General features: G+C 61.7%; 26 protein-coding genes. 14 read left to right on the top strand and 12 right to left on the bottom strand.

Features of this window, described 5'->3' with window-relative positions; genetic code table 11:
• Positions 1 to 72: 72 nt before the first annotated feature.
• On the bottom strand, positions 73 to 816 hold the full coding sequence (gene gpmA / locus AC07OO_RS03735) for a 2,3-diphosphoglycerate-dependent phosphoglycerate mutase (RefSeq protein ID WP_495080709.1): 744 nt from the start codon (positions 814 to 816) through the stop codon (positions 73 to 75).
• A 132-nt stretch (positions 817 to 948) separates the two neighbouring features.
• On the opposite strand from gpmA, the gene AC07OO_RS03730 reads away from it, so the two are divergent.
• From AC07OO_RS03730 to AC07OO_RS03715, 4 genes are all read left to right on the top strand, one after another.
• Positions 949 to 1,332 carry a rhodanese-like domain-containing protein gene (locus AC07OO_RS03730; RefSeq protein ID WP_495081768.1) on the top strand — a complete coding sequence of 128 codons (384 nt, stop codon included), beginning with the start codon at positions 949 to 951 and terminating at the stop codon, positions 1,330 to 1,332.
• Between the two features lie 3 nt (positions 1,333 to 1,335).
• A complete protein-coding gene (gene grxC, locus AC07OO_RS03725; protein WP_495080708.1) occupies positions 1,336 to 1,596 on the top strand; it encodes a glutaredoxin 3 in 261 nt (86 codons plus the stop codon).
• Positions 1,597 to 1,745: 149 nt separating this feature from the next.
• Positions 1,746 to 2,222 (top strand): protein-export chaperone SecB, encoded by a 477-nt coding sequence (secB, locus tag AC07OO_RS03720; RefSeq protein ID WP_495080707.1) that lies wholly within the window; start codon positions 1,746 to 1,748, stop codon positions 2,220 to 2,222.
• A 52-nt stretch (positions 2,223 to 2,274) separates the two neighbouring features.
• A complete protein-coding gene (locus AC07OO_RS03715) occupies positions 2,275 to 3,288 on the top strand; it encodes an NAD(P)H-dependent glycerol-3-phosphate dehydrogenase (protein ID WP_495080706.1) in 1,014 nt (337 codons plus the stop codon).
• A 13-nt stretch (positions 3,289 to 3,301) separates the two neighbouring features.
• Here AC07OO_RS03715 and cphA read toward each other — a convergent pair whose 3' ends face one another.
• Positions 3,302 to 5,872: a cyanophycin synthetase gene (gene cphA / locus AC07OO_RS03710; RefSeq protein ID WP_495080705.1), complete on the bottom strand. Its 2,571-nt coding sequence runs from the start codon at positions 5,870 to 5,872 to the stop codon at positions 3,302 to 3,304.
• Positions 5,873 to 5,886: 14 nt separating this feature from the next.
• Entirely contained in the window at positions 5,887 to 8,064 is a 2,178-nt protein-coding gene (locus tag AC07OO_RS03705; protein ID WP_495080704.1) for a cyanophycin synthetase, read from the bottom strand.
• Positions 8,065 to 8,248: 184 nt separating this feature from the next.
• Between AC07OO_RS03705 and AC07OO_RS03700 the strand changes: the two genes are divergently transcribed.
• Genes AC07OO_RS03700 through AC07OO_RS03690 form a run of 3 tightly spaced genes read left to right on the top strand, consistent with a single transcriptional unit; the run spans position 8,249 to position 11,331 of the window.
• Complete coding sequence (locus tag AC07OO_RS03700; protein WP_495080703.1) at positions 8,249 to 10,513, top strand: cyanophycin metabolism-associated ABC transporter; 2,265 nt, start codon at positions 8,249 to 8,251, stop codon at positions 10,511 to 10,513.
• Entirely contained in the window at positions 10,510 to 11,001 is a 492-nt protein-coding gene (locus AC07OO_RS03695) for a cyanophycin metabolism-associated DUF1854 family protein (RefSeq protein WP_495080702.1), read from the top strand. Before AC07OO_RS03700 ends, AC07OO_RS03695 begins: the two co-directional genes overlap by 4 nt.
• A 39-nt stretch (positions 11,002 to 11,040) precedes the next feature.
• Positions 11,041 to 11,331: a hypothetical protein gene (locus AC07OO_RS03690; RefSeq protein WP_495080701.1), complete on the top strand. Its 291-nt coding sequence runs from the start codon at positions 11,041 to 11,043 to the stop codon at positions 11,329 to 11,331.
• Positions 11,332 to 11,503: 172 nt separating this feature from the next.
• Here AC07OO_RS03690 and panC read toward each other — a convergent pair whose 3' ends face one another.
• The 7 genes from panC to AC07OO_RS03655 all read right to left on the bottom strand — a co-directional run bounded on the left by panC (position 11,504) and on the right by AC07OO_RS03655 (position 18,934).
• On the bottom strand, positions 11,504 to 12,340 hold the full coding sequence (panC, locus tag AC07OO_RS03685; protein WP_495080700.1) for a pantoate--beta-alanine ligase: 837 nt from the start codon (positions 12,338 to 12,340) through the stop codon (positions 11,504 to 11,506).
• 13 nt (positions 12,341 to 12,353) lie between these two features.
• Positions 12,354 to 13,250 (bottom strand): 3-methyl-2-oxobutanoate hydroxymethyltransferase, encoded by an 897-nt coding sequence (gene panB, locus AC07OO_RS03680; protein WP_495080699.1) that lies wholly within the window; start codon positions 13,248 to 13,250, stop codon positions 12,354 to 12,356.
• 101 nt (positions 13,251 to 13,351) lie between these two features.
• Entirely contained in the window at positions 13,352 to 14,209 is an 858-nt protein-coding gene (locus tag AC07OO_RS03675; RefSeq protein WP_495080698.1) for a segregation and condensation protein A, read from the bottom strand.
• Positions 14,210 to 14,272: 63 nt separating this feature from the next.
• Positions 14,273 to 14,485: a DUF3460 family protein gene (locus AC07OO_RS03670; protein ID WP_495080697.1), complete on the bottom strand. Its 213-nt coding sequence runs from the start codon at positions 14,483 to 14,485 to the stop codon at positions 14,273 to 14,275.
• A 58-nt stretch (positions 14,486 to 14,543) separates the two neighbouring features.
• Positions 14,544 to 15,299: a YoaK family protein gene (locus AC07OO_RS03665; protein WP_495080696.1), complete on the bottom strand. Its 756-nt coding sequence runs from the start codon at positions 15,297 to 15,299 to the stop codon at positions 14,544 to 14,546.
• Between the two features lie 79 nt (positions 15,300 to 15,378).
• Entirely contained in the window at positions 15,379 to 17,463 is a 2,085-nt protein-coding gene (gene metG / locus AC07OO_RS03660; protein ID WP_495080695.1) for a methionine--tRNA ligase, read from the bottom strand.
• A 169-nt stretch (positions 17,464 to 17,632) separates the two neighbouring features.
• Complete coding sequence (locus AC07OO_RS03655) at positions 17,633 to 18,934, bottom strand: patatin-like phospholipase family protein (RefSeq protein WP_495080694.1); 1,302 nt, start codon at positions 18,932 to 18,934, stop codon at positions 17,633 to 17,635.
• Positions 18,935 to 19,108: 174 nt separating this feature from the next.
• On the opposite strand from AC07OO_RS03655, the gene apbC reads away from it, so the two are divergent.
• The 6 genes from apbC to AC07OO_RS03625 all read left to right on the top strand — a co-directional run bounded on the left by apbC (position 19,109) and on the right by AC07OO_RS03625 (position 24,017).
• A complete protein-coding gene (gene apbC, locus AC07OO_RS03650) occupies positions 19,109 to 20,206 on the top strand; it encodes an iron-sulfur cluster carrier protein ApbC (RefSeq protein WP_495080693.1) in 1,098 nt (365 codons plus the stop codon).
• Between the two features lie 675 nt (positions 20,207 to 20,881).
• A complete protein-coding gene (locus tag AC07OO_RS03645; protein ID WP_495080692.1) occupies positions 20,882 to 21,199 on the top strand; it encodes a hypothetical protein in 318 nt (105 codons plus the stop codon).
• 102 nt (positions 21,200 to 21,301) lie between these two features.
• On the top strand, positions 21,302 to 21,565 hold the full coding sequence (locus AC07OO_RS03640) for a hypothetical protein (RefSeq protein WP_495080691.1): 264 nt from the start codon (positions 21,302 to 21,304) through the stop codon (positions 21,563 to 21,565).
• 553 nt (positions 21,566 to 22,118) lie between these two features.
• Positions 22,119 to 22,982 (top strand): hypothetical protein, encoded by an 864-nt coding sequence (locus AC07OO_RS03635; protein ID WP_495080690.1) that lies wholly within the window; start codon positions 22,119 to 22,121, stop codon positions 22,980 to 22,982.
• 194 nt (positions 22,983 to 23,176) lie between these two features.
• Positions 23,177 to 23,494 carry a hypothetical protein gene (locus AC07OO_RS03630; RefSeq protein ID WP_495080689.1) on the top strand — a complete coding sequence of 106 codons (318 nt, stop codon included), beginning with the start codon at positions 23,177 to 23,179 and terminating at the stop codon, positions 23,492 to 23,494.
• A gap of 232 nt (positions 23,495 to 23,726) precedes the next feature.
• The gene (locus tag AC07OO_RS03625; protein WP_495080688.1) at positions 23,727 to 24,017 is read left to right on the top strand and encodes a KTSC domain-containing protein; all 291 of its coding nucleotides are present in this window, start codon (positions 23,727 to 23,729) and stop codon (positions 24,015 to 24,017) included.
• Between the two features lie 31 nt (positions 24,018 to 24,048).
• Here AC07OO_RS03625 and AC07OO_RS03620 read toward each other — a convergent pair whose 3' ends face one another.
• On the bottom strand, positions 24,049 to 24,666 hold the full coding sequence (locus AC07OO_RS03620; protein WP_495080687.1) for a hypothetical protein: 618 nt from the start codon (positions 24,664 to 24,666) through the stop codon (positions 24,049 to 24,051).
• Between the two features lie 26 nt (positions 24,667 to 24,692).
• Positions 24,693 to 25,298, bottom strand: coding sequence for a VOC family protein (locus tag AC07OO_RS03615; protein ID WP_495080686.1), 606 nt, complete (start codon positions 25,296 to 25,298; stop codon positions 24,693 to 24,695).
• Positions 25,299 to 25,475: 177 nt separating this feature from the next.
• On the opposite strand from AC07OO_RS03615, the gene AC07OO_RS03610 reads away from it, so the two are divergent.
• Positions 25,476 to 26,636: a M23 family metallopeptidase gene (locus AC07OO_RS03610; protein ID WP_495080685.1), complete on the top strand. Its 1,161-nt coding sequence runs from the start codon at positions 25,476 to 25,478 to the stop codon at positions 26,634 to 26,636.
• The last annotated feature ends 11 nt before the right edge of the window (positions 26,637 to 26,647 follow it).

Here is a 26,647-nt window from a genome sequence, read left to right as displayed (position 1 = left end):
AGCGAGTTCCTTGTTCCCGGTGTATTGAAAGCGGGGCAAAAGCGGGAGGAATCCCGCGATTGCCGTATTTCTTTAGGCCTTGCCTTGGGATGCCACGGCTGCCGCAGCCTTGGCGGCAGCCTCCGCATCGCCCAGGTAGTAGTGGCGAATGGGCTTGAGGCTGGCGTCCAACTCGTACACCAGGGGAATGCCATTGGGGATGTTGACACCCACGATGTCATCGTCGCCGATGTTGTCCAGATACTTGACCAGGGCCCGGATCGAATTGCCGTGCGCGGCCACGAGGATGCGCTTGCCGCTTTGGATGGCCGGCGCCATGGACTCATTCCAGAAAGGCATCACCCGTGCGACTGTGTCCTTCAGGCACTCGGTCAGCGGCACCTGGCTGGGTTCCAGCTTGGCGTAGCGCAGGTCGCCACGTTCGCTGCGGGGGTCCGTAGCTTCCAGCGCGGGCGGGGGAGTGTCGTAGCTGCGGCGCCACTGCAGCACCTGGGCGTCGCCATACTGCTTGGCCATATCGGTCTTGTTCAGGCCCTGGAGCGCACCGTAGTGGCGCTCGTTCAGGCGCCAGGAATGCACCACGGGCAACCAGGTGCGGTCCATCTCGTCCAGGCAATGCCATAGCGTGCGGGTGGCACGCTTGAGCACGCTGGTGTAGGCCACATCAAACTCGTAACCCTCCGCCTTCAACAGGCGCCCTGCATTTTTGGCCTGCTCCGTGCCAGTGGGGGTCAGGTCCACGTCGGTCCAGCCAGTGAAGCGGTTTTCGAGGTTCCAGGTGGATTCGCCGTGGCGAACGAGAACGAGTTTGTACATGGTGAAGGGGGTGGGGGCGTGGGGGTGGAAAAGGGCTGCCGGGCAGCCAAACAGCCAGCATTCTAAAATAGCGGGTTGGACGCTCGATTACTTACAAGGAACAAAGTGCTTAAATTCTTTCTCGATAACTGGATGCTGTTTGCGGTCGCGCTGGCATCAGGCTCCATGCTGCTGTGGCCGGTGATCCAAGGTGCGGCCGTTGCGGGGCTGGACCCGGCCGGAGCAGTCCAATTGATCAACCGCGAAAAAGCGGTCGTCGTGGATGTGTGCGAGCCCAGCGAATTCGCGGCCGGCCACGTGGGCGGCGCCAAGAATATCCCACTGGCTGAGCTGGAAAACAAGCTGGCCACCACCGTCAAGAACAAAACCCTGCCGCTGATCCTGGTCTGCCAGTCGGGCGCCCGCTCGGCGCGCGCAGTGGCCATCGCCAAGAAGCTGGGCTATGAGCAGGCCCAGTCACTGGGCGGTGGCATGGCCGGCTGGAAAGCCGCCAACCTACCCATTGAGAAGGCTTGAGCTGTGCAAAGTGTGAAGATGTACACCACCGCGTTTTGCCCGTATTGCGTGCAGGCCAAACGCATTCTGGTTTCCAAGGGTGTGGAAAGCATTGACGAAATCCGCGTCGACAGCCTGCCCCAGGAGCGGGTCAAAATGATGGAGATCACCGGCCGGCGTACCGTGCCGCAAATCTTCATCGGCGACACCCATGTGGGGGGCTGCGATGACCTGATGGCCCTGGACAGCCGCGGCGGCCTCATGCCCCTGCTCAACGCGGCCTAGGGCAAACCCGGAGGGAGGCGGAATGCCCTTGAAGAGGGGGCATGCCGGCCTGAGATAATCTGCGATTAACGAAATTCCCGTTAATTGTCATTGCCAGCCCGCCCGGAGTGTTTTTGGGTGGGCATTGTTTTACTTTGAAAGACTGTTTTATGTCCGACCAGACTCCTGCGACTCCCGTATTCCAGATCCAACGCGTCTACCTCAAAGAGGCTTCGCTGGAGCAACCCAATTCCCCCGCCATCCTGCTGGAACAAGAGCAACCTTCCGTGGACATCCAACTGGGTGTGGAAGCCGCTCCCGTGGCCGACGGCGTGTTCGAAGTGGCTGTGACCGCCACTGTGCACACCAAGATCAAGGACAAGACCGTGTTTCTGGTCGAAGCCAAGCAAGCCGGCATTTTCGAAATCCGCGGCGTGCCCGAAGAGCAAATGGGCCAGTTGATGGGTATCGCTTGCCCGCAAATCGTCTACCCCTACCTGCGTGGCAATGTGGCCGACCTGATCCAGCGCGGCGGCTTCCCACCCGTGCACCTGACCGAGATCAACTTCCAAGCCATGTACGAGCAGCAGCAACAGGCGCAGGCCGCAGCTTCTGCCAACGCACCCGCCAGCACACTGCCACAGTAAGTGCATTTGGGCAAATAGCCCGCTAGCCCTCGTATCTATTGTCTAGAGTGCTATGAAAATAGTAGTTATCGGGGGCGGCGCCTGGGGTACGGCCTTGGCCATCAATGCCAGCCGGGCCCCGGCGCAACACAGCGTGACGCTGTGGGTGCGCGATGCAGCGCAGGCGCAGTCCATGCTGCAGGGCCGCGAGAACCAGCGCTATCTGCCGGGCGTGGCGCTGCCGCCCGCCTTGCAGGTCAGCAGCCAGGCCTTACCCGACGTTCTGGCGGCCTTGCATTCCCAAGATTTGGTCATATTGGCTTCGCCGATGGCGGGGCTGCGCGGCCTGCTCGCGCAGTTGCAGGGCAGCCCTGCGGCGGTGGCTTGGCTCTGCAAGGGCTTTGAGGCCGGCATAGGCTCCAATGCCGGCTTGATGGGGCATGAAATCCAGTCGCAGGTTGCGGCCGGTTTGCGCGCTGGCGTGCTCAGCGGTCCCAGCTTCGCGCAAGAGGTGGCATTGGGCAAGCCCACCGCCTTGGTGGCTGCCAGTGCCGACGCCACCGTGCGCGACGCTCTAGTCGGGGCTTTCCACAACACCACCTTGCGGGTCTATGCCAATGACGATGTCGTCGGTGTTGAAGTGGGGGGCGCGGTCAAAAACGTGCTGGCCATTGCCACCGGTCTCTGCGATGGCCTGCAACTGGGCCTCAATGCGCGGGCTGCCTTGGTCACACGGGGGCTGGCTGAAATGACGCGTCTGGGGCTGGCGCTGGGCGCCAAGTCCGAGACCTTCATGGGGCTCAGCGGCCTGGGTGATCTGGTGCTGACCGCCACCGGTGATTTGTCCCGGAACCGACGTGTGGGCCAAGCCCTGGCCCAGGGCCACAGCCTGCAACAGGCCGTGGAGGCGCTGGGCCATGTGGCCGAAGGCGTGTACAGCGCCCGCACCGTGGTACAGCGCGCCGCCAGCCTGGGGGTGGACATGCCGATAGCCCGCTGTGTCGTCGATCTGCTGGACGGCCGCCTGCAACCCGCGCAGGCCGTGGCCACACTGATGGGGCGAGGCCCCACCGCTGAAGGCGTGTGAGACGGGGCTAGATTCAGCCTTTTTGCACCTTGGCCGCGATGTGGGCCAAGGCTTCTTCCACCTGGTCCACCAGGATCAAGCACAGCTCACCGGCCACTAGCTTGTCCATGGCGGTGTCGATCGCCAGGAACTCGCCCTTGATCTCCGACGTCTGTGTGGTCCGGCGTGCGTGGGCCAGGCCCTGGCGCAAGAGCGCAATCACCTCGCCGTCGCGGCGGCCGCGTTGGCACTGGTCTTCATAGAGGATGACTTCGTCAAAGGCATCGCCCAGAATCTCGGTCTGCTGGCGGATGTCCTGGTCGCGCCGATCACCTGCGCCGCTGATGACCACCGAGCGCCGCTTGGCCGGCATGGCCTGCACGGCTTGCACCAGTGCAATCATGGCGTCGGGGTTGTGGCCATAGTCGGCAATGACGGTGGCGCCACGGTACTTGAAGAAGTTGAAGCGGCCTTGGGCATTGTGGGTGTCATTGGAGAAGCCCGACAGGCCTTGGCGTATCGTGTCCCAGTCCATGCCCAGTGCCCAGGCCGCAGCCACCGAGGCCATGACGTTTTCCACCTGGAAGGGGATCAGGCCGCCCATGGTGACAGGAATGCTTGCCAATGCAATGGTCTGTTGGAAGTCGCCCTTGCTGGCGACGATATGGCCGTTCTCCACATAGACCACGGCCTGGCCCTGTGCGCGGTGCGTGGCCATGACCGGGTGGAATTTGTCGACAGCAAAGAAGGTGACCGAACCACGGCATTTGCTGGCCATAGCCGCCACGATGGGGTCGCTGGCATTGAGCACTGCGGTGCCGGTGGGCGCCACGTTTTGCACGATGACGCGCTTGAGCACGGCCAGGTCTTGCACCGTGGTGATGTAGTTCAGGCCCAGGTGGTCGCCGCTACCCACATTGGTGACGACGGCCACGTCGCAGCGGTCAAAGGCCAGGCCTTCGCGCAACACGCCGCCACGGGCGGTTTCCAGCACGGCGGCATCCACATCAGGGTGCAACAGCACGCTCTTGGCGCTCTTAGGGCCGCTGCAGTCGCCGGTGTCGATGACATTGCCACCCACGTAGACACCATCGGTATTGGTCATGCCCACCGTCAGGCCGTTCTGCGCCAGCAGGTGCGAGATCAGGCGCACCGTGGTCGTCTTGCCATTGGTGCCCGTCACCGCCACGATGGGAATGCGGCCGTTCTGGCCGTTCTTGAACATGCTGGAGATGATGGCCTCGCCCACGGCCCGGCCCTTGCCAAACGAGGGACTCAGGTGCATGCGCAGGCCTGGTGCGGCGTTCACCTCGACGATGCCACCGCCCACTTCTTCGATGGGGCGCAAGATGCTGTCCGACACCAGGTCGACCCCGCAAATGTCCAAGCCCACCATATGGGCCGCAGCCACCGCACGGGCCGCTACCTCGGGGTGCACGTCGTCGGTCACGTCGGTGGCAGAGCCGCCAGTGGACAGGTTGGCGTTGTTGCGCAGGTTGACGCGCTGGCCCTTGGCTGGAATATCGTCTGCCTTGAAGCCCTGGTTGGCCAGGCAGGTGTGGGCGATATCGTCGATGCGGATCTTGGTCAACGACGTGGAGTGGCCCGAGCCCCGGCGCGGGTCCTGGTTGATCTGGTGGACCAGCTCGGTGATGGTGTGCACGCCGTCACCCACCACTTTGGGTGGGTCGCGCCGCGCCGCGGCGACCAGCTTGTCGCCAACCACCAGCAAACGGAAATCGTTGCCGGGCATATAGCGCTCAACCAGGATGTCGTCGCGGAATTCGCAGGCAATGGCATAGGCCCGGGTCAGGTGCTCCTTGGTCGTGATGTTGACCGTCACACCCTTGCCCTGGTTGCCATCCTTGGGCTTGACCACTACGGGCAGGCCGATTTCAAGGGCTGCAGCCCAGGCATCCTCGGCATCGGTCACGGCTCGGCCCGAGGGCACGGGCACGCCGGCGGCGGCCAGCAGCTTCTTGGTCAGTTCCTTGTCTTGGGCGATGGCTTCGGAGATGGCACTGGTCACATCCATCTCGGCGGCCTGGATGCGCCGCTGCTTGCTACCCCAGCCGAAGCGCACCATGCTGCCTTCGGTCATGCGGCTGTAGGGAATGCCGCGGGCCACGGCCGCGTCGACGATGCAACCGGTGCTGGGCCCCAGGCGCACGTCTTCGTCGAGGTCGCGCAGTTGGGTCAGGGCGTTGGCCAGGTCAAAGGGTGTGTCTTCCAGCGCCGACGTGCACAGCGTTTGGGCGATGTCCATGGCCAGGTGGCCCACGGCCTCTTCGCTGTACTCCACCACCAGTTGGTAGACGTCCGCATCCACCGTGGGCGTGGTGCAGCTAAAGGTCACCGGGCAGCCGGCTTGTGCCTGCAGGCCCAGAGCCGCCAACTCCAGCACATGCACCATGGGAATGGAGTCGTCATGGCCGGTTGGTTGAAAGGGACTGATCTCGGGGAAGCGTGCCCGCAGCCGGGCTTCAAAGCCGTCAATCTTGCCGACATCCCGCTCCAGCGGGGAGCAGGAAACAATGGACTGGATGGCGGTGTGGTGGCTCCACAAATTGGGTCCACGCAGGGCGCGGATGCGGGTGACTTCCATGGATGGTGTCTCGATCAGTAAGGGGTTTTCTTGGGGTTGGACTCAAAGGTCCGCAGGCCTGCGCCGATCAACTCGGGGGGAATGTTCAGGGCCCAGGCTGCGGCCACGGCGGCCATCACCATTTCCGGTTGCGAGGCCTTGGCCGGCTTCAGCGAGGCCAACGGCAGCAGGGCCACATCCTGGGCGCCCTGGGCCAGCACGATCTGGTCGTCGCGCACAAACACCACGCGCTCACCCGCAGCGCGGTGCTGGGACAGCACGGCACTGTTGCCGTCCATGCCGTAGAAGATGACCTTGCCGTCGCACAGTTCAGCCATCTCCACCACCTGCGGGTCGGCCGCATTCAGTACGGCGGTGCCGGTGGGCAGGATGACATCGACCTGGGTGCGGGCCACCTTGAAGGCCTGTTCCGCATCCAGGATGTCAAACGGCACCAGGGACTCATTCCAGCTCACGTCGGTGACCACACCCACAGAGCATTTGTCGTAGGCCAGCCCTTCGGCCAGTATGGTCTGGCTGCCGTTTTCAAAAACGGCAGCCTGCACAGAGCGGTTGATCAGCAGGCGTTGACCGGCGTCCCAGGTGGCGCAGTCGCGGGCGTCCACCTGGCGGCCATCGAGGTACAGGCCTTCGCTACAGGCCAGGCCCACGTGCTTGCCGCTGATGTGCGCCAGCCAAGCCACCATGCGGGCGATGCGGCCCGTCTTTTGCGTACCGGTGATGCCCACGATGGGGATGCGCCCATTGCGGTCCATGCCGAACAGATGCTCCATGATGGCCTTGCCCACCGGCCGGCCTTGGCCTTCTGCGGGGCGGATATGGGCCAGCAAGCCGGGGCTGGCATTGACCTCGATGACGGCGGCACCCTGGGATTGCAGGGGCTTGGACACATCGTCCAGCACCATGTCCACACCGGCAATGTCCAGGCCGACCACGCGTGCGGCCAGTGCGGCCGCGGCGGCCACGGTAGGGTGTAGCGCATCGGTGACGTCAAAGGCCACATTGCCGTTGCGCTGGATCAGCACCCTCTGGTCCTTGGCGGGAACGGATTGCGGCGTCAGGCCGGCGCGCTCCAGCTCCAGGACGATTTCGCCCGACCGGCTGGGCATCAGCGCATTGAGCGGGAAGTCTTCGCCGCTGCCGCGCCGTGGGTCGGAATTGATCTGGTCGTCTGTCAGCTGGTCGATGTTGGAGATGCCATCGCCTACCACCCACAGGGCCTCGCCCCGCGCGGCGGCAACCACTTGCTTGCCAACGACCAGGATGCGGTGCTCGTTGCCAGGGATGAATTTCTCGACGATGACGCTGCTGCCGCCACCCTTGCGGTGGGCCAGCGCATAGGCCGCCTCTACATCTGCCTGCGTGCGCAGGTCCAGCGACACGCCACGTCCGTGGTTGCCGTCGTAGGGCTTGAGCACCACGGGCACGCCGATGTCTTGCGCGGCTTCCCAGGCAGCTTCTGCGCTGCGCACCAACTGGCCTTCGGGCACGGGCACGCCGCAGGATTTCAGCAGGGCCTTGGTCAGATCCTTGTCGCTGGCGATCTCTTCGGCAATAGCACTGGTCTGGTCGGTCTCGGCCGTCCAGATGCGGCGCTGGTTGATGCCATAGCCCAACTGCACCAGGTTGCCTTCGGTCAGGCGAATGGAGGGGATACGGCGATCGGTGGCTGCATCCACGATGTGGGAGGTGCTGGGGCCCAGGCACAGGTCGTCCACCATTTCGCTCAGATGGGCGACGGTGGCGGCCATGTCAAACGGCGTGTCGTTGATGGCGGCTTCCAGCAGCTGGCGGCCGGCCTCCAGCGCCGCGCGCCCGACCTGCTCTTGCCGGGTGCGAAAGGCCACCTTGTAGACGCCGCGTTTGGATGTGGATCGGGCCTTGCCAAAGCCGGTCTTCATGCCGGCCAGGTTTTGCAGCTCCAGCGTCACATGCTCCAGGATGTGGGCGGCGTAGGTGCCTTCCTCTAAACGCTGAAAAAAGCCGCCGCGTACGCCTTCGCTGCAGCGGTGCTCCACCATATTGGGCAGCCAGGCCTTGAGCCTATCCACAAAGCCGGGCAGGGTGTTGGAGGGGAAGTCTTCCAGTGTGCCAATGTCCACCCAGGCCTCGATGACCGGGCGGTAGGTCCAAATATTGGGGCCACGCAGGTGTGTTACCCGGAGAATCTCTATCTTTTTCAGGTCCGTCATGGCTGCTTTTCAGGGGGCCAGTCCACCAATGTGGCGCTGACCGCGTTGTGTATCTTGCCCGCCCGAACCCCCTGGGGGGAGCGGCGAGGATGCTCCAAACTGAGTATCGTAAAGTATGGAGCCTGCTGCAATCGGTTTGCGGGCTGCTCCCGGTTCAAAATGAAAAGAATTTCTGCTGTATCCCATGACCTCTGACGCTATTGCCGCGAGCCCGATGCTGGGTGATGTTTCCGCCCGTTGGCGCGAGGCCCTGCAATCACAACTCCGACCAGAGGAGAACGTTCTGGCCACGCTGGAGGTTGACCTTGATGCCAAGCTGAATTTCGTGGGCAGCCTGGTGGTGGTGACCAATCTGCGCGTGCTCAGCCGCGCCGGTGGCGACACCCGCTGGCAGGAATGGGCCTTCCGCCAGGGGCTGGAGCTGCGCCACCACGACCATGCCGGCGTGGGCCACCTGAACCTGGTGGACACCCAAGGCCTGTTGGCCACCTGGCGCTTTACATTGGGCCAAAACCTGCACGCTATCCGCCTGGTCAACCAGTTCCAGGCCCAACTGGATAGCCACATCAGCGGCAAACCCCTGGTGCAGGCGCTTCGCAATGTCTGCCCCAGCTGCAAGGCTCCGCTGGAGCCGGACCAGGAGGAATGCCCCATCTGCACCAAGGTGGTCCACACGCCACCCTCCACCTGGACGCTGTTTCGCCTGTGGCGCTTCGCCAAACCGTACAAGGGCCAGTTGGCACTGGGCTTTGCGTTGATGCTGCTGGGCACCGCCGCCCACCAGGTGCCGCCCTACCTGACCGCTCCCCTGGTCGACAAGGTGCTGATCCCGCTGCAAAACGGCCAAGACGTGGGCACTGGCACCATCGCCTTCTACCTGCTGGCCCTGCTGGGTGCTGGCTTGCTGGCCTGGGTGCTGAGCTGGGGCAAGACCTATGTGCTGGCCCTGGTGTCCGAGCGCATTGCGGCTGACCTGCGCACCACCACCTACGAGCATCTGCTGCGCCTGTCGCTGGAATACTTTGGCGGCAAGCGCACGGGCGATTTGCTGTCGCGCGTGGGCAGCGAGAGTGACCGCATCGCCGTCTATTTGTCGCTGCACCTGACAGACTTTGCCAGCGACGTGGTCATGATCGTGATGACCGCCGTGATCCTGTTCACGATGGACCCCTATCTGGCGATGATCACGCTGGTGCCCTTGCCCTTCATCGGCTGGATGATCCACTTCGTGCGCTACCGCCTGCGCACCGGCTTCGAGAAGATCGACCGGGTCTGGGGCGAGGTCACCAATGTGCTGGCCGACACCATTCCCGGTATCCGCGTCGTCAAGGCCTTTGCCCAGGAGCAGCGCGAGGCCAAGCGCTTCCGCGAGGCCAACCACCACAACCTGCTGGTCAACGACCGCATCAACAAGATCTGGTCGCTGTTCTCGCCCAGTGTGTCGCTGCTGACCGAAGTGGGTCTGCTGGTGGTGTGGGCCTTTGGCATCTGGCAGGTATCCAAGGGCAAGATCACGGTGGGTATGCTGCTGATGGCCATTGCCTACATCAGCCGTTTCTATGGCCGGTTGGATTCGATGAGTCGCATCGTGTCGGTCACACAAAAGTCGGCTTCGGCTGCCAAGCGCATCTTCGATATCCTGGACCACGTCTCCAGCGTGCCCGAGCCCGCCCAGCCCGTGCATGTGGGCAAGGTGCAGGGCCGCATCGAGGTGTGCGATGTGGGCTTCCGCTATGGCAACCGCGAGGTCAACCGCGGCATCAATCTGACGATTGAGCCCGGCGAAATGATTGGCCTGGTGGGCCACAGCGGCTCGGGCAAGAGCACGCTGGTCAACCTGATCTGCCGTTTTTACGATGTGTCCGAAGGCGCCATCAAGGTCGATGGCGTAGACATCCGCTCCTACGCCATCCCGGACTACCGCCAGAACATCGGCTTGGTCTTGCAGGAGCCCTTCTTATTCTTTGGCACGATTGCCGAGAACATCGCCTATGGCAAGCCCGATGCCACGCGGGCCGAGATCATTGCCGCCGCCCGCGCGGCCCATGCGCACGAGTTCATCCTGCGGCTACCGCAAGGCTATGACTCCATGGTGGGTGAGCGCGGCCAGGGCCTGTCGGGCGGTGAGCGCCAGCGCATCTCGATTGCCCGCGCACTGCTGATCGACCCGCGGATTTTGATTTTGGACGAGGCCACCTCGTCGGTGGACTCCGAGACCGAGAAAGAAATCCAGAAGGCGCTGGAGAATCTGGTGAAGGGCCGCACCACGATCGCCATCGCCCACCGCCTGTCGACGCTGCACCGTGCCGACCGTCTGGTGGTGCTGGACCGGGGCCGTGTGGTCGAAGAAGGGTCGCACGATGTGCTGATGGCCGCCGAGGGTGCCTACTTCAATCTCTACCAGGCCCAGGCCCGCAATATGGACGTTGACATGGACGCCTCTGCATGAACGAGCAAAGCATTGTGATTACCAGCGGCTGGACCCTGCAGCGCGACGCCTTTGGCAAACTGGTGTTGACCAACGCTCAGGGCGAACGCTTTGTGGGCGTGGTGCCCATACGCGCCTTCCCCATCCAGTCGCCCGAGGTCGGCATCTCGTTGGTCGATACGGATGGGCATGAGGTCGCCTGGATCGAACAGTTGGCCGCCGTGGCCGAGCCCGCCCAGACCCTGGTGCGCCAGGAACTGGGCACCCGTGAATTCATGCCGGTGATAGCCAAGATCACCGCAGTCACCAGCTTTTCGACGCCCTGCACCTGGAAAGTGGAAACAGACCGCGGTGACACCGAGTTTGTGCTGCGCGGCGATGAAGATATTCGCCGCATCGGTACCGCAGGCACCCTGCTCGTGTCGGACTCGCATGGCATCCAGTTTTTGATCAAGGACCATCTGGCGCTGGATGTGCGGAGTCGGAAGATATTGGATCGGTTTTTGTAGGCGGTTGCCGTGTATCAACGCCTTGCGTTTACGAATTAAATGAAAGGCGACCTGCTTGCCGTTGCCTTCTTGTTGGGTGAAGTATTGCCGTTCTTCGCCGGCGGTGCCGTGTCATTCATTCTCGTGGGAAAAGGGAATCGAATGGTGTGGGTTATTCCATTCGTTCTTCTTTGGTACTGCGCGGGTGCTTTTATTTCCCTGTTGCTGCCACACAAGATTTCCATGGCGATGTTCGTAGCCGAGTGGGGAAAAGTCCTCGTCGTGATTGCCGGTGCATACGCTGTCAAGCGCATTCGATCATCCAACAGGCGCGCCGATAGCCGTATGTAGGCTTGTGGCATTGCCTGCCTATCTGAAATACCCATTTCGGGTATTTTAAAGGTGGGTGTCAGTGAAACTGGCCTCTAGCCCTCGTCAGACGGTGATTTGTAGCTACATAAAAAGTAGCATAGGTTTTGGGGCGAGTGTGGCTGTATCCCCAGCGCTCACCCAGGCAGCCTCGTCACACTTCCATGTTGTCTATCAAGCGCGTAGCCCCCAGCCGCGCCGCAGCCAGCACCACCATCGCATCCCCGGCCTGTGCGGCCTGCAGATCGGCTTGGCGGCGCACGGCCACATAGTCGGGACGCCAGCCCAGCGTGCTCAAGCTTTGCATGGCTTGTGACTCCAGGCGGCTGATGCCGGCAGCATCAATGGCCGGGTTGGCGTGCAAGGCAGCGATCACGGTCTTGAGTGTTGCCGACAGCTGCACGGCTTGTTGGCGTTCTGCGGGGCTCAGGTAGCCGTTGCGCGAGGACAGGGCCAGGCCGTCTTCACTGCGCTGGGTCTCGCCGCCGACGATATTCACCGGCATCGCGAACTGCTTGACCATGTTGCGGATGACCATCAGCTGCTGGTAGTCCTTCTTGCCAAACAGCGCTGTGCGCGCCTGCGTGCACGACAGCAGCTTCAGCACCACGGTGCAGACGCCGATGAAGAAGCCGGGGCGGAAGTGGCCTTCCAAAATGTCAGTCAGCTCGGTGGGTGGGTGCACCTTGAAGGTCTGTGGCTGCGGGTACATCTCGGCCTCTTTGGGGGCGAACACCAGGTCGCAGCCAGCGGCCTCCAACTGCTGGCAATCGGCGTCCAGTGTGCGGGGGTAGGTGTCGAAATCCTCGTGCGGTGCGAACTGCAGCCGGTTCACAAAAATAGTAGATACCGTGATGTCGCCCAGCGGCTTGGCCTGGCGCACCAGGGCCAGGTGGCCGGCGTGCAGGTTGCCCATGGTGGGTACCACGGCGGGGTGGCGGTAGGCGCTGAGTTCCTGGTGCAGCTCGGCAATGGTGTGGATGACTTTCATAGGCGTCGCTTCTTCACCAGGCGTGTACGGTGTCGTCGGGGAAGCTGCCGTTTTTGACGGCAGCCACATAGGCTTCGAACGCGCCGCGTATGCTGCTGGCCTCGTCCATGAAGTTGCGCACGAACTTGGGGTTCTTGCCCAGGTTCAGGCCCAGCATGTCGTGCATCACCAGCACCTGACCAGCCGTGCCTTTGCCCGCGCCAATGCCGATCGTGGCGCAATGCACCAATTCATCGGTCAACTCTTTGGACAGCGGGGCGGGCACCATCTCCAGCACCAGCATCGTGGCGCCGGCGTCTTGCAACTCATGGGCTTGGCGTTTGAGCACCTCGGCACTGGCCTGGGTCTTGCCCTGTACGCGGTAGCCGCCCAGCGAGTGCACGGTCTGTGGCGTGAGCCCCAGGTGGGCGCAGACGGGGATGCCACGCTCCACCAAAAAGCGTACGGTCTCCGTCGTCCAACCGCCGCCTTCGAGCTTGACCATGTGGGCGCCGGCCTGCATCAGTACCGACGCGCTGCGGATGGCCTGCTCTTTGGATTCCTGGTACGAGCCAAACGGCATATCGCCGATCAGCCATGCCGTGGCCTGGGCGCGGCGCAGGCCGCGCGACACCATCTCGGTGTGGTAGCGCATGTGCTCCAGCGACACACCCACCGTGGTGTGCAGGCCTTGGCAGACCATGCCCAGCGAGTCGCCGACCAGGATGCTGTCGATGCCCGCCGCATCGGCCACGGCCGCGAAGGTGGCGTCGTAGGCGGTGATCATCGTGATCTTTTCGCCGCGGGTGCGCATCTCGGCCAGGCGTGGCAGGCTGATGGGTTTGCGGCTGGGCATGGGGGATGCCGGGGGCAGCGTGCCGTAGGGCGTGGCATGCAGCGCGGCAGCGTTGCTGTCGGTGGGTTGTGTCATAGGGGTTTAGGTTGGTCCGTTGACGGTTTTGGTGCGAGAACGGGCGAATACTAACCGCATTGGTGCAGATCTGCGTTGGGCGCGGTCTGTCCCGCAAAGTTTCAGGTGGGCGCGTACGCCAGCCGCACGTAGATGGGCGCAAAGGCCTCGGCCTGGGTGATCTCGATCAGGGTCTCTTTTGCCAGTTCCAACAGTGCGATAAAGGTGACGACCAGCACGGGCGCGCCACTCTCGGGGTCAAACAGGTCTTCAAAGCCGACGAAACGGCGGCCTTGCAGGCGCTTGAGCACCATGCCCATGTGCTCGCGCACCGACAGCTCTTCGCGCGTGATCTTGTGGTGCTGGACCAGCTTGGCGCGCTTGAGGATATCGCGCCAGGCTTCTTGCAGATCCACCAGGTGCACATCGGGGAAACGGGGGGCCAGCGATTGCTCGATCGTGATCTCGGCCTTCAAGAAGTCGCGGCCGAACTGCGGGATGGCGTTCAGGCGGGCCGCGGCCAGCTTCATCTGCTCGTATTCGATGAGGCGGCGCACCAATTCGGCGCGCGGGTCTTCGGCCTCTTGGCCCTCGGCCACCTTCTTGGGCGGCAGCAGCATGCGCGACTTGATCTCGATCAGCATGGCCGCCATCAGCAGGTATTCGGCCGCCAGCTCCAGGTTGCGCTTGCGGATCTGGTCCACGTAGACCAGATACTGCTTGGTCACGCTGAGCATGGGAATGTCCAGAATATTGAAATTCTGCTTGCGGATCAGGTACAGCAGCAAGTCCAGCGGGCCTTCAAAGGCCTCTAGAAAGACCTCCAGCGCGTCGGGGGGGATGTACAGGTCTTGCGGCAGCGCAAACAGCGGCTCGCCATAGAGCCGGGCCACGGCGACGTGGTCCACCACGTCGGGCATGGCGGGCAGAATGGCCAGGTCGGCGCTGGCCGGGTCCGCGTTCGCGGGCGCTTGTGTCATAGGGCTGCTATCGAAGCAATAGCGGGCTACGCAGTATTCGCGAGGGCTAGAGCCTGATTGGGCTTATTGCTGGGTGTTGTTGGTCTGGTAGACGTAGGGCTTTTGTGCCACTTTACCCTTGCGGTAACCGGCCCAGGCGTCGCGGTCCACCAGCTTGTTCCACAGCAGGGCCAGGCCCGTGCGTTGTTCGGTCACCAGCTTGGGCTGGTCGCTTTTCATCTTTTCAATGAAGAGCGTGGTGTCGGATTTGTAGTCGGGGCGGCGGAAAAAACCCATGGTGTAAACCTCGTTCGTCGTTGCGGCGCCTCGCAGAGGCGGCTTGCTTGGCGGTATTTTACCCCCGTGGTCCCGACGCAAAGCGGCCGTTGTGCAGGTCGTCCAGCAGCGGCCCAGCGGTCAAGGCCAGCAGCAGCAGGGCCAGGGGCAGCGTGGCGACATAGCCGTAGGTCTTGAACCCAAAGGCGCCCAGCAGGGCCCCGCCCAGAAAGCTGCCAACCAGCCAGGCGTGGACCCGCAGCTTGGCGCGGTTGGCCACCACTTTCTGGCTGTAGGCGGGGCCGTTGATGTACAGCATCTTGCCAACCTCGATGCCCAGGTCGGTCAGCAAGCCGGTCACGTGGGTGGTGCGTATCTCGGCATGCGATACCTTGGTGATGACTGCGTTCTGCAAGCCCATGATGAAGCACAGCAGCAGCACGGTGAGCGGAACGAACAGGCCGGCGAAGTGGTGGATGGCGGCGCCAAACAGGCCAAAGACCAACAACAGCACGGATTCCAGCAGTAGGGGCCGGGCAAAGGCGCTGCGCATCTGGCGGCGCTGGCTCCAGTTGACGATCCAGGCCGTGGTCATGGAGCCGCCCATGAAGGCCAGCACCAGGGCCAGCCCGGCGGCCGCCAGTTGCAATTGCCCCAGCACGAGGTTGTCAGCCACCGAAGACACGATGCCCGTCATGTGGGAGGTGTACTGTCCCACGGCCAGGAAGCCGCCCGCATTGGTGGCCCCGGCGACCACGCACAGCGCACAGCCCAGGCGCAGATTGCGGGCCGCGCTGCGGTGGATGTCGGCCCACCAGTGCACGCGGTAGCTCATGTCGCTGTGCACTCCCGTGACCGTGGTGTGGGGCGGTGGTGCATCAGCATGCTGCGCGGGCGTTGATGGCGGTGGCGCGCTAGTGGATGCGCATGCCGGGCTGGGCGCCGGGCCAGGGGTTGAGAACGTAGATGCCGGGGTTGGCTTTTTCATCGCCATGGCTGGCTGCAAGAACCATGCCCTCAGACACGCCAAACTTCATCTTGCGCGGCGCCAGATTGGCCACCAGCACAGTGAGCAGGCCCACCAGTTGTTCGGGCTTGTACATGCTGGCGATGCCGCTGAACACATTGCGCGTCTTGCCCTCGCCCGCGTCCAGCGTCAGGCGCAGCAGCTTGGTCGAACCTTCCACCGCCTCGCAGGCCACGATCTTGGCGATGCGCAGGTCCACCTTGGCGAAATCGTCGATGGTGATCGTGGGTGCAATCTCCTCGCCACCGGGAACATTTGCTGCGCTTTCTGTAGCGGCCTGTGCAGATTCCACGGGGGCTGGGGGCTCAAACAGCGCATCGAGCTGCTCGGGGGTGACGCGTTGCATCAGGTGCTGGTAGGGCTGGATGGCTTGCACATTGCCCTCCACATCCCACTGCTGCATGCTCTGGCCCACAAAGCCTTCCACAGCCTTGGCCAGACTGGGCAGCACGGGGGCCAGGTAGCGGGTCAGCGCGGCGAAGGCGTTGATCAGCACGGAGCAGACTTCGTGCAGTTGGGCGTTGTTGGCTGTGTCCTTGGCCAGGTCCCAGGGCTTGTTCTTGTCTACGAAGGAATTGACTGCGTCAGCCAAAGCCATGACTTCTTTCATTGCTTTTCCGAAGTCGCGTGCCTCGTAGAGTTCCGCAAGGGGCTGTTTCATGGCCTGGATATCTGCCATCAAACTAACGGCGTCTCGGTTGTGCCATGCATTCCGTTGCAAGAGCTTGCCATCAAACCGCTTGGTCAAAAAGCCCGCCGCACGGCTGGCAATGTTCACATACTTGCCAATCAAGTCGCTGTTGACCCGCGCCATGAAGTCATCGGCGTTGAAGTCGATGTCCTCATTGCGTCCGCTCAGCTTGGCGGCCAGGTAATAGCGCAGCCACTCGGGGTTCATGCCCAGTTGCAGGTATTTGAGCGGGTTCAGGCCGGTGCCACGGCTCTTGCTCATCTTCTCGCCGTTGTTGATGGTCAGGAAGCCGTGCACGTACACGTTGTCGGGTGTCTTGCGGCCGCTGAACTTCAGCATCGCGGGCCAGAACAGCGTGTGGAACGTGACGATGTCTTTACCGATGAAGTGGTACTGCTCCAGTTCGGGGTTGGCCATGTAGGCGTCGTAGTCCACGCCGCGCTTGGCCAACAGCGCCTTCAGCGACGCCAGGTAGCCAACAGGCGCGTCCAGCCACACATAGAAATACTTGCCCGGCGCATCGGGAATCTCGATACCGAAGTAGGGCGCATCGCGACTGATGTCCCAGTCGCCCAAGCCTTCGCTCTGCGTGCCATCGGGGTTGGTGCGGACCGTGAACCATTCCTTGATCTTGTTGGCCACCTCGGGCTGCAGCTTGCCGTCCTGCGTCCACTGCTCCAGAAACTCCACGCAGCGCGGGTCGGAGAGCTTGAAGAAGAAATGTTCGGACTGCTTCAGTTGCGGCTTGGCGCCCGAAAGGGCCGAGTAGGGGTTGATCAAATCGGTGGGCGCGTAGACCGAGCCGCAGACCTCGCAGTTATCACCGTACTGGTCTTTGGCGTGGCATTTGGGGCACTCGCCCTTGATGTAGCGGTCGGGCAGGAACATGTTCTTCTCGGGGTCGAAGAACTGCTCGATGGTGCGCACCTCGATCAGGCCGGTCTTTTTCAGGTCCAGGTAGATCTGGCGGGCCAGTTCGTGGTTCTCAGGCGCATCGGTGCTGTGCCAGTGGTCAAAACTGATGTGGAAACCGTCCAGGTACTGTTTGCGCCCAGCGGCGATGCCGGCCACAAACTCCTGTGGTGTTTTGCCGGCCTTTTCGGCCGAGATCATGATGGGCGCGCCATGGGTGTCGTCCGCGCACACAAAGTCCACGTTCACGCCCCGCATGCGCTGAAACCGCACCCAGGTGTCGGCCTGGATGTACTCCATCATGTGGCCAATGTGGAATCCAGCGTTGGCGTAAGGGAGGGCGGTGGTTACGAAGAGTTGGCGTGGCATGAAGAAAAGGCTTTCACAGAGGAACCGGTAATTTTAGTCGCCCGACGCCAACCCCGGAGCCGTATCAGGCGCCTTGGCTGTTCTGCGCAGGTAAAGGAGGAGGGCCTTTAGGCCCGGGGGACACGGAGCAGAGCGGCCAAGGCGCCTGATCCGGCGGGGAAAGCAGGCCCTAGCGCAACCGCAACGGATCCCGTCGCCGGTCTATACCCGTAGGCAAGCGGGCGGAGTTGTTGTCATCCAGCATGCACACCGCCTCAGGATCGGTCCAGTTGAAGAAACCGCAAATCTCCAGCCGTTGGCGCTGCGCATCGGCATAGCCCAGGGCCATCAGCTCGCTGGTGTAGCCCGACTCAAACAATAGATAGCTGGCCAAGGCCGAGCCCTTCACGTCCGCCTGGCGCGACGACACCCCTACACCGCCCAGCATGGTGCGCACCGCGTGGGGCAGGGTGTCAATGTGCTTGCTGGCCACCATGTCCAGCCGCTCACTGGGCGAGATCACCAGCAGCTCCAGCGGCCGCAGCGCGCTGGCCTGGCGGGCGGCTTCGGGCACCAGCTTGATGGTCTGGTTGATGCGCTGGGCCCGCTCCACGTCCACGGCCAGGGCGTCCAGAAAGATGTTGGACAGGGCATGGCCGGCAATCTGCGCGATAGAGGGATACGTGTGCTTGGGCCGGGTTGAGGCGTTCTCCTTGGGCTCGTGCATGCGGCCGGCCCCCACCACCAGAATGCGGTCCGCTCCCAGGTGGATGGCTGGTGAGCAAGGGGCCGACTGGCGCATGGAGCCGTCGCCAAAGTACTCCATGTGGTCGTTGATGTGCAACTCGGTCGCCGGGAACACAAACGGAATCGCGCTGGACGCCAGCAAGTGGGCGTGGGTGATCTTGTCTTGCACGGCCAGGCGCTGGCTGCGTATCCAGGGTTTGAGGTGCTTGTCGCCCTCGTAAAAGGTGACGTGCTCGCCGGTGCTGTAGCTCGACGCGGTCACGGCCAGCGCCTGCATATGGCCCTGGGCGATCAAATCGGGCAGGCGGTCCAGTGGCACCAGGCGGGTCAGCAGATCGGCCAGCGGCGCGTTGTCCAGCAAAGAGCGGGGTTTGACGCGGCGCCACTTGGCCAATATCCAGCCCAGCGACAGCAGCGTCATCCACGTGGCGCCAGACCGCAGCATGGCCAGGTGGCCCGTGCGGTAGACCTGGTCGGCGTGGAAGCCGCGCCAGGTCTGGGCAATCAGGCGCACCGTGGCATCGAAATTGTCCGAACCGCAGGCCAGGGCCGACGCATTGATGGCGCCGGCCGACGTGCCAGTGATGATGGGAAAAGGGTTGGGCTCGTTGCCCGCGCCACAGGCCAGGCGTATGTCGGCAATGGCTTCCAGCACCCCCACCTGGTAGGCCGCGCGGGCGCCGCCCCCGGTCAATAGCAGCCCCGCAGGGCGGTCGTGGGTGACGTTGGCAAGGGGTTCGGGCATATGGCAACCATTATGGGATGTGGTGCGTGCTTGTAAATGCCCCATAGGCGCGGAAGAAACGGGGGTTAACCCCGATTTAACCGACTCAACCCCTCTTGGTCAAGGCCATCGCACGGGCTTCAGGGTGGTGCAGACCGGCTTGGATAGACTAGCCCCATCTTTTGGAGAAATTGAATGACCAGCGTGACAGTGCAAGCGATTCAGGATGCGATCAAGAGCGTGATCGATCCCAACACCGGCAAGGATTTCGTATCCACCAAGGCCGTGAAGAACCTCACGGTGTCCGGCGGCGGCGATGTGGCCTTTGACGTGGAACTGGGCTACCCCGCCAAGAGCCAGATCGCTAGCCTGCGCGCGGCCCTGATCGCCGCTGCCAAGGGCGTGGCCGGCGTGGGCAATGTGTCGGCCAATGTCACATCCCACATCGTGGCCCATGCCGTGCAACGCGGCGTGCAATTGCTGCCCGGCGTCAAGAACATTGTGGCGGTGGCCTCGGGCAAGGGCGGCGTGGGCAAGAGCACCACCGCCGTCAACCTGGCGCTGGCCCTGGCCGCCGAGGGCGCGACCGTGGGCCTGCTGGACGCCGACATCTACGGCCCCAGCCTGCCGATGATGATGGGCGTGCAAGGCCGCCCCGAATCGGCCGACGGCAAGACCATGGAGCCGCTGGAGAACCACGGCGTGCAGGTCATGTCCATCGGCTTTCTGGTGGATGGCGACCAGGCCATGATCTGGCGCGGCCCCATGGCCACCCAGGCGCTGGAGCAACTGCTGCGCCAGACCAACTGGAAAGACCTGGACTACCTCATCGTCGACCTGCCACCCGGCACCGGCGACATCCAGCTCACGCTGAGCCAGCGCGTACCCATGACCGGTGCCGTCATCGTCACCACGCCGCAAGACATTGCGCTCTTGGATGCGAAGAAGGGCATCAAGATGTTCGAAAAAGTGGGCGTGCCGATTCTGGGCATTGTCGAAAACATGGCCGTGCACGTGTGCAGCAACTGCGGTCACGTGGAGCATATCTTTGGCGCCGATGGCGGCAAGAAGATGGCGGCTGAGTACAACATGGACTACCTGGGCGCCTTGCCACTGGCCCTGCAGATCCGCGTGCAGGCGGATAGCGGCCAGCCCACGGTGGTGGCCGACCCGGACGGCGAGATCGCCGGCATCTACAAGGCGGTGGCGCGGCAGGTGGCGGTGTCGATTGCGGCGCGGAACAAGGATTTCTCGGCTAAGTTTCCGTCGATCACGATTAGCAAGACGACTTGATATTCTCTTGATTGGGGTAAAAAATACCCAATTCAGGGTTTATGGCGTGACGTAGAGGCGATTTTTAGCAGTTTCAGCCACTAGCCCTCGCCAAATATAGCGATACAGCTATTGTTTTAGTAGTGTCTGCAGTCATCTGCAGATTGACTTTGGAGTGGGCTGGAGCGAGGCCGTATAGCTTTTGCTCATATCTAACCTCTCAACGAAGCAGGCCCCGACGCTTTGAAGCACCATTCCTTTGCCGCTCGGCTACGAGGTCGCCTCCGTGCCGTCATCGCCTGCGTCGTGGCGACCCTCGGATCAACACGTGTCTCTGCGAGGCAGACGTGTCAGTCTGAGCTTCGTTGACGGCCAATAGCGGTCTTCGGTCAGTATCGCTTTCTAGAAGACGAGAGACTCCAGCGGCCCTCACCCGAGAGGACAAGCCATCGGCCCGGATTGGCGACGGAAGCGATCGTTCGCCAGGCCGGTCCAATTGCATGTTTTCAGCGCTTAAGCACCTAGAATCTGGCAATCGCAAGCTGCGGCATTTGTCGAAATTTTTATACCCGTATAGATTTCAGGAAAAACCGTTGCAAGCAAGGCTGCGAGCCATTCTTCGGAGAATTTGATGTCCAGTTTATGGAGCAGCCCCCAACTTATAGAGCAGGTTTTGCTCTATACATTACGTTATTCATGACCAAGCGCAACGCATCTTCAACTCCGGCGTCACGATTGATGTTGGTCGGCGCTTGGGTTGGCGGAATCGCTTCTGTAGGCTGCTTGGTCGCGATGTTCCTTATTGCCATCGACAAGATCAGTGCTGGGCAAGGCCTCGAAACTTATCGAACCAAGCGGATGGTTGAGGACAATTGGATCGGCTTTCTTGTCTTTGTCGTCGTGACCACCGTCGTGGTTTTAGCGGCGGCAATAGTTGGGTGGTTTCAGCGGCGAAGTGAGCAGCGCGAAGTTCAACAGCTTCACGCGAAATATTCGGAGGGGCATCATGAATAACAGGTTGATCGATTGGACCACCAACGGCGACCTACGCCCTCGCCATTCTTCGGCCAACAGTGCGCCGTTGTCGTTCAATCATCGCCAGCGTTAGCCGTCAGTATGGTCTTCCTCGCGATTTCACGGCACGGATACTTGAGTTTCATGGCTCTCGGGGGCAAGGCAGCGGGCGAACTGTGGCTTTCCGCCGGTGTTCTCACTGAAGAAGAGTTGCGAGCACTAAGAGCCGAAGGCGCTAACGTGTCAGACTTCAACTACACCATTGATCACAACGATCATGAGGCGATTGCGGGCGCCGTGGAAACGATCAAGGAGCATCACCCAGATGAACAGGTCTGGGTTGAAGGCTGGGCAGGACCAAAATGAATCGCCAATCAGTCGATACGTCAATCTACCGGCAGACGGCTAACAGGTTGCTCGTCACGGACGCGCAGCAGCAGGTTGCCGCTTCGCGGCGAATGCTGCCTGCCGGACAGCGCCAACGTTAGATCGCAAGCTATGTCTTTTTTGTCAAGATTGCTATCGAAGCTTCTCGACTCGGCTCGCTCTGCCGGTGCTGCGTATCGCGAGTCGCGGAGCTGCTGCTGGTGGCCTTGGTTGGGCTCTCCAGAAGACTTCGGCCACGCTCATTCGTTTGAGTTCATGCACGCCACGTGCAGGAACTGCGGTGCGCATTGGTTCACTGTGTTTTGCGTTTCGACGGGTGTTACGGGACGTGAGCGTGTTTCAGACACAGAGGCGTGCTTGATGGTCGAAACTGAAGCGGGGCCGAAGCGCAAGGAATTGCTTAAGGCATGGATCGATGAACACCTCTGAGCTGTTACGGTCTAACATGTTGCTCGTCGCGGACACGCAGCCACGGGTTGCCGCTTCGCGGCACGGGCTGCGCGCCGTACAGCGCCAACGTTAGACCTCAAGAATGCCATCAGTAAAGACCGAAACATTGCGCTTTGAAGTCGACCCGAGCGAAGCCGTGCACGGAAGTTCGTTCTTGACTCCTCTGTATTTCAACCGGCAGGTTCTCACGCGCTATCTCTACGATTCAAGGTTTCGTTGCGAGTTTGCAAGTGAGACCTATGGAACGATCTACGGGGATGACTTCACTCTGTCGTTCGGGCTGAACAAGAACGGGACTGTGATTGCTTGGCTTGGTGACATTCAAGACAACATTCCAATCCGTGAGCGTTACTACTGGCTAGTTGAAAACAAGCCCTCCGAGCATGAAGTCGCCTCTGAGTTCTACGATGCGCAGATAGAAGTCAAGTTCACGCCACCACCGGCTGTCATCCAATGCCTAAACAAACTGGAAGAGTTCAACAAGAAGTTTCACGCAAAGTTTGGCGTACATCTCTATCACGATAGATCGATAGAAGAACGGATTGAGGAGACTCGACGCTACAAGAGACTTCTACTCAATAACCTCGATGACTTCAAAAGATTCATCAGCGAGTTCAATGAAGTCATTGTCGAGAATACAAACAACGCCGAAATTCGGCGACTGCTCGCGGAGAAGAGCATCCCGATTGAAAAAGGAACCAAAGGCAACAAGCTTCTTCAAGCCCTCTACGAACGGGTTCTCGGGGATGACCAGAATCTGATCGCTCCTTTCTTCTACTTGTATGACCTTCGCCTGTGGGCGGATCATTCTATGGGAGATGAAAAACTCCAGACAGTAGCCAAGACGCTCGGCACCGCCCCAACCGAGTACCAACATCTGATGGAAGCACTGGTTGCCAAGCTAGATGAATCTGTCACTCAATTGCTGGGGAAGCTTGAGGTCTAACCCTTCCACCGAGAGGACGTCCAACGGGCTACGCCCGTCGGTCGCCTCTCATGTCAAACGTTCGGCGTTTTTCATACACCCCGCGTACGCGTCCGTACAGGGCATTCAATGATTCAACGCTGAGCAAGGCTTGTCAAGTGATCTATTCAATTCCGCGTCAACACGACCAATCCGACGCTCCATCGCAGCGTGAGTTGGACGCCGACGTCAGGCATCGAATTGAGCGGCCAGTCGGAAGAATCGTCACGCCAGAGGAATGCGGCACCGTACAGTCACTTCTGGACTTCTCTGCCCTGCAGATGGAGGAGTTTCGTTTGATTGCCAGCAATGACAGGTTAGCATGCATCGTGTACGTTCGCTACCTTCTTCATGGTGCTGCGAAAGTGGAACTCCATGACGCAATGCTTTTTGTTGAGGACGTGGTCGTCCACGGAAACGACGCGACGGCCTGGTGGACTCAAAGATGTGAGTTCAAGGCGCAAATCAAAGCTTTGCAACCTAAGCAAGACTAGTCTCGAGAAGCTAAAGAGCAATCAAAGTTCTAGGGCATCAGCATGCGGTCAACTAAGTGCCACCATGCATGCGCAGAAGCGCCTATGCATTGGGTTTGCCCCATTCATTCGCTGATACTGCGGCTAGAGGCACATACGCAACGCTAGCCGCTTTGCGTCATATGAGGACATCTCCAATTCCCCCATCCCTCCCGTAGACTAAGCCCAGTCCAAAGAAGGGAGCCCCACCACCATGCCCACCAAATCCTTCCCCGGCGGCCGCATCCGCCAAGCCGACTACAACCCCGCGTCGCAACAGCTGGACCTGCTGTTCGACAACAAAACCATCCTCGCCTACAAGCATGTGCCCGCTGAGGTGTTCAGGCGGCTGAGCAGTGCGCCCAATGCGGCCACCTATTGGGAAGACCGCATTGCCGAGGAATACCCTAAGGCCGTGCCCGTGATGCCCAAGCCGGGCGCGGATGCCGGCGACGGTGCCAAGAAGAAGTTGAGCGATTTGTTTGGCGGTGGCGGCGGCGATTGAGCGTCGCTGCCGCGCGTAAGCGGATGGTGGCTTACCGCAGTGGGGACAGTTCCGTGCGCTCGTAATTGTTGCCGCCGCCATCTTCGTCATCATCGCCGCCCCTACGCGACGGGGCTTTGGCGGGTGCTGCGGACTTGGGTGGGCGTTTGGTCTGGCGCCGGTCCAGCACCGATGGGGGTTCTTCTGCCTCAGCCGCCTGCGGCGCCGGGTCGTGCGCCCAGACCACGGGCGGTGGCAGCACGTGGAAGGGGCAGCCGCAATCTGGCGCGAAGCGCCATGAGACGGTGTAGTGGGAGTGGTCCACTGCGGGTTCGTAGCGGTCCAGCCCGCGCAGCAACTGGTACTCCAGCGCAGGGGCGTAGCGCAGAAAGAGTTCATGCCACTGCAGCATGGTCAGTTGGATATGCAGTTCTTCTTTGGCCGCGCTACCGCCATGCACCAGGGTTACGACCTCGCAAGACAGCCACTCAAACGGCACGCCATGGCGGCGCAGGGTGTCTTTGAGCACCGCGCGCACCAGTTCACGCTGGATATCGGCGTGCGGTTGGACGCTGTCGGTGCTGTGGGGCGACACCGAGGGGGGTGGGGCAGGGCGCGAGTCGAGGGCGCCGTGCGCCGTGGTGCTGCCGTGCTTGAAAAATTTGAACATCCGTGTTCTTCCTCCGTTGACCCGCCCTAGGGTACCGCTTTTTCCTTCATAAGGGGAATCACAATTTTCTGCTCCAGCTTCTGATCCACCGGCGGCCTGTTGCGCAGCATGACCTGCAGCACCAGAAAGCCCAGCACGATGACCAACCCAAAAAGGGTGAGGACCAGCCTGTTGGCCCTGCGTTGCTGGCGGTCTTCGGCGCCCAGCTCGTCCAGTGTGGAGCGCACATTGCGCAGTGCTATCTTCTCGGCGGCACGGTGTTCACGGGCGCGGCGCAGGTTGGGATCGTCCACCTCCATCAGGCCGACGGAGTTGCCAAAGGGGTCTATAAAAATGGCGGTGCGGGTGCTGGCGTCCAGCAGGGCGGGTGGTGCCAACGGTTTGATGCCGGCGGCTTGCAGGCGCTGCAACTCTTGCGAGAGGCTGTCTACGCCCCAATACACCAGCACGCTGGAGGGGGCGTCCATGTTGATGTCGGCCTCTACCAGTTCCAGCCAGGAGCCGTCCACGCTATAGCGCAGCACGGCGTCTGTGGAGGGCAGGGGCTGTGTATCCAGCAACTGGCTGTACCACTGGCTGGCTTGGTCCAGGTCCCCTACACCGTAGCGCACCGATCGCAGGGCTTCAATCATAGGGATCGGGCTTCCTCATCAAAAGGTGGTGGATGGATGAAGGCTGGGCTGTTGTGCTGATTCTAGGGTTCTACCGCAATCCAATGATCGTTTTTTGCAGTCCATCGCAGACAACTACTGTTTTTGGTAGGGCCGGGATAGAGTGCGGTCTCGTTCGCTTTTAGACCCGCTGTATACATGACAACCCCTGCCCCCCGAAGCCGCCGCGCCAAGCCCTGGCTGCCCCTCGTAGCCCTGCTGGCCGGCGCCGCGGCGCTGTATGGCGGCTACCTGGCCTGGCAAAAATTCGTGCCCAAGATGGCCGGCCCCATCCGCATCACGGCGCAGCCGCAAACCCTGTGGATCGAAGCCGGAGACACCCAGCAATCATTGAACTTTGATTTTGTCGTGGAAAACCTGGGCACCACGCCGCTAGGCATAGACAGCATAGAGCTCAGTGTGGCGGACGGCGCGGGCAAGCCGGTGCTACGCCGCTTCGTCGACAGCAATGGCTTTGCGCCCGGCATAGACACCGTGCCGGGGCGCACCAGCATCGCCCCCGGTGCCAAGCTGCTGGTGTTCAACCCCTTTCACAGCTTCCGGCCCGATATGGACCTGCACCGCCTGACCTACCAATTCGGTCTCAGCATTCCGCAAGAGGCGCCCGAGGTGCATGCCACGGTCACCGTGGAACCCCAGGTCTACCAGAGCAAGACGGTGTTGTCCTTGCCCGTGCGGGGGCGTTTCATGATTCACGATGGCCACGACTTCTATGCCCACCACCGCCGCCTGAATACCGAGCACCCCGCCGCCAAAGACCTGGGCCTGGGCCAGAACTTCATGCGTTACAGCCTGGACATCAACCCCAGCAACGATCACTTCGATGCCTTCAAGAGCACCGGGGCCAAGAACGAAGACTGGTACGCCTGGGGCCAGCCGCTCTATGCCACTGGCGATGGCACCGTGGTGGATGCCGCGGATGCAACGCCCGACAACATGCGCGGTGGCGAGAGCTTTTTCAAGCCCGACCAGGTCAAGTCAAACCCCATGCACTTCTACGGTAACTATGTGGTCATAGACCATGGCAACGGCGAATACAGCCTGCTGGGCCATGTGCAGAAGGGAAGCCTGTCGGTCAAGGTGGGCGATGTGGTCAAGCGCGGCCAACTGGTGGCGCGCATGGGCAACTCCGGCAGCTCCAACAACCCCCATGTGCACTATGAGCTGCGCACCGGCAAGGACCTGAAGGCCGATGGCCTGCCGGCCCGTTTTGTGGGCTACCGCCGCCACCTGGGCAGCAAGGTATTGGATGTGGAGGCAGGCCCGGTGGACACTGGCGACCTGCTAGAGATGCCGTGAGGATGCAGGGG

This window comes from Rhodoferax sp. GW821-FHT07G04, from assembly GCF_059418585.1.
This window is presented reverse-complemented; position numbering and strand designations above follow the sequence as displayed.

Coding starts and splice junctions, on each gene's coding strand:
- gpmA (WP_495080709.1), bottom strand. CDS start 816: ATGTACAAACTCGTTCTCGTTCGCCACGGCGAATCCACCTGGAACCTC.
- AC07OO_RS03730 (WP_495081768.1), top strand. CDS start 949: ATGCTGTTTGCGGTCGCGCTGGCATCAGGCTCCATGCTGCTGTGGCCG.
- secB (WP_495080707.1), top strand. CDS start 1,746: ATGTCCGACCAGACTCCTGCGACTCCCGTATTCCAGATCCAACGCGTC.
- AC07OO_RS03715 (WP_495080706.1), top strand. CDS start 2,275: ATGAAAATAGTAGTTATCGGGGGCGGCGCCTGGGGTACGGCCTTGGCC.
- cphA (WP_495080705.1), bottom strand. CDS start 5,872: ATGGAAGTCACCCGCATCCGCGCCCTGCGTGGACCCAATTTGTGGAGC.
- AC07OO_RS03705 (WP_495080704.1), bottom strand. CDS start 8,064: ATGACGGACCTGAAAAAGATAGAGATTCTCCGGGTAACACACCTGCGT.
- AC07OO_RS03700 (WP_495080703.1), top strand. CDS start 8,249: ATGACCTCTGACGCTATTGCCGCGAGCCCGATGCTGGGTGATGTTTCC.
- AC07OO_RS03695 (WP_495080702.1), top strand. CDS start 10,510: ATGAACGAGCAAAGCATTGTGATTACCAGCGGCTGGACCCTGCAGCGC.
- AC07OO_RS03690 (WP_495080701.1), top strand. CDS start 11,041: ATGAAAGGCGACCTGCTTGCCGTTGCCTTCTTGTTGGGTGAAGTATTG.
- panC (WP_495080700.1), bottom strand. CDS start 12,340: ATGAAAGTCATCCACACCATTGCCGAGCTGCACCAGGAACTCAGCGCC.
- panB (WP_495080699.1), bottom strand. CDS start 13,250: ATGACACAACCCACCGACAGCAACGCTGCCGCGCTGCATGCCACGCCC.
- AC07OO_RS03675 (WP_495080698.1), bottom strand. CDS start 14,209: ATGACACAAGCGCCCGCGAACGCGGACCCGGCCAGCGCCGACCTGGCC.
- AC07OO_RS03670 (WP_495080697.1), bottom strand. CDS start 14,485: ATGGGTTTTTTCCGCCGCCCCGACTACAAATCCGACACCACGCTCTTC.
- AC07OO_RS03665 (WP_495080696.1), bottom strand. CDS start 15,299: ATGAGCTACCGCGTGCACTGGTGGGCCGACATCCACCGCAGCGCGGCC.
- metG (WP_495080695.1), bottom strand. CDS start 17,463: ATGCCACGCCAACTCTTCGTAACCACCGCCCTCCCTTACGCCAACGCT.
- AC07OO_RS03655 (WP_495080694.1), bottom strand. CDS start 18,934: ATGCCCGAACCCCTTGCCAACGTCACCCACGACCGCCCTGCGGGGCTG.
- apbC (WP_495080693.1), top strand. CDS start 19,109: ATGACCAGCGTGACAGTGCAAGCGATTCAGGATGCGATCAAGAGCGTG.
- AC07OO_RS03645 (WP_495080692.1), top strand. CDS start 20,882: ATGACCAAGCGCAACGCATCTTCAACTCCGGCGTCACGATTGATGTTG.
- AC07OO_RS03640 (WP_495080691.1), top strand. CDS start 21,302: ATGGTCTTCCTCGCGATTTCACGGCACGGATACTTGAGTTTCATGGCT.
- AC07OO_RS03635 (WP_495080690.1), top strand. CDS start 22,119: ATGCCATCAGTAAAGACCGAAACATTGCGCTTTGAAGTCGACCCGAGC.
- AC07OO_RS03625 (WP_495080688.1), top strand. CDS start 23,727: ATGCCCACCAAATCCTTCCCCGGCGGCCGCATCCGCCAAGCCGACTAC.
- AC07OO_RS03620 (WP_495080687.1), bottom strand. CDS start 24,666: ATGTTCAAATTTTTCAAGCACGGCAGCACCACGGCGCACGGCGCCCTC.
- AC07OO_RS03615 (WP_495080686.1), bottom strand. CDS start 25,298: ATGATTGAAGCCCTGCGATCGGTGCGCTACGGTGTAGGGGACCTGGAC.
- AC07OO_RS03610 (WP_495080685.1), top strand. CDS start 25,476: ATGACAACCCCTGCCCCCCGAAGCCGCCGCGCCAAGCCCTGGCTGCCC.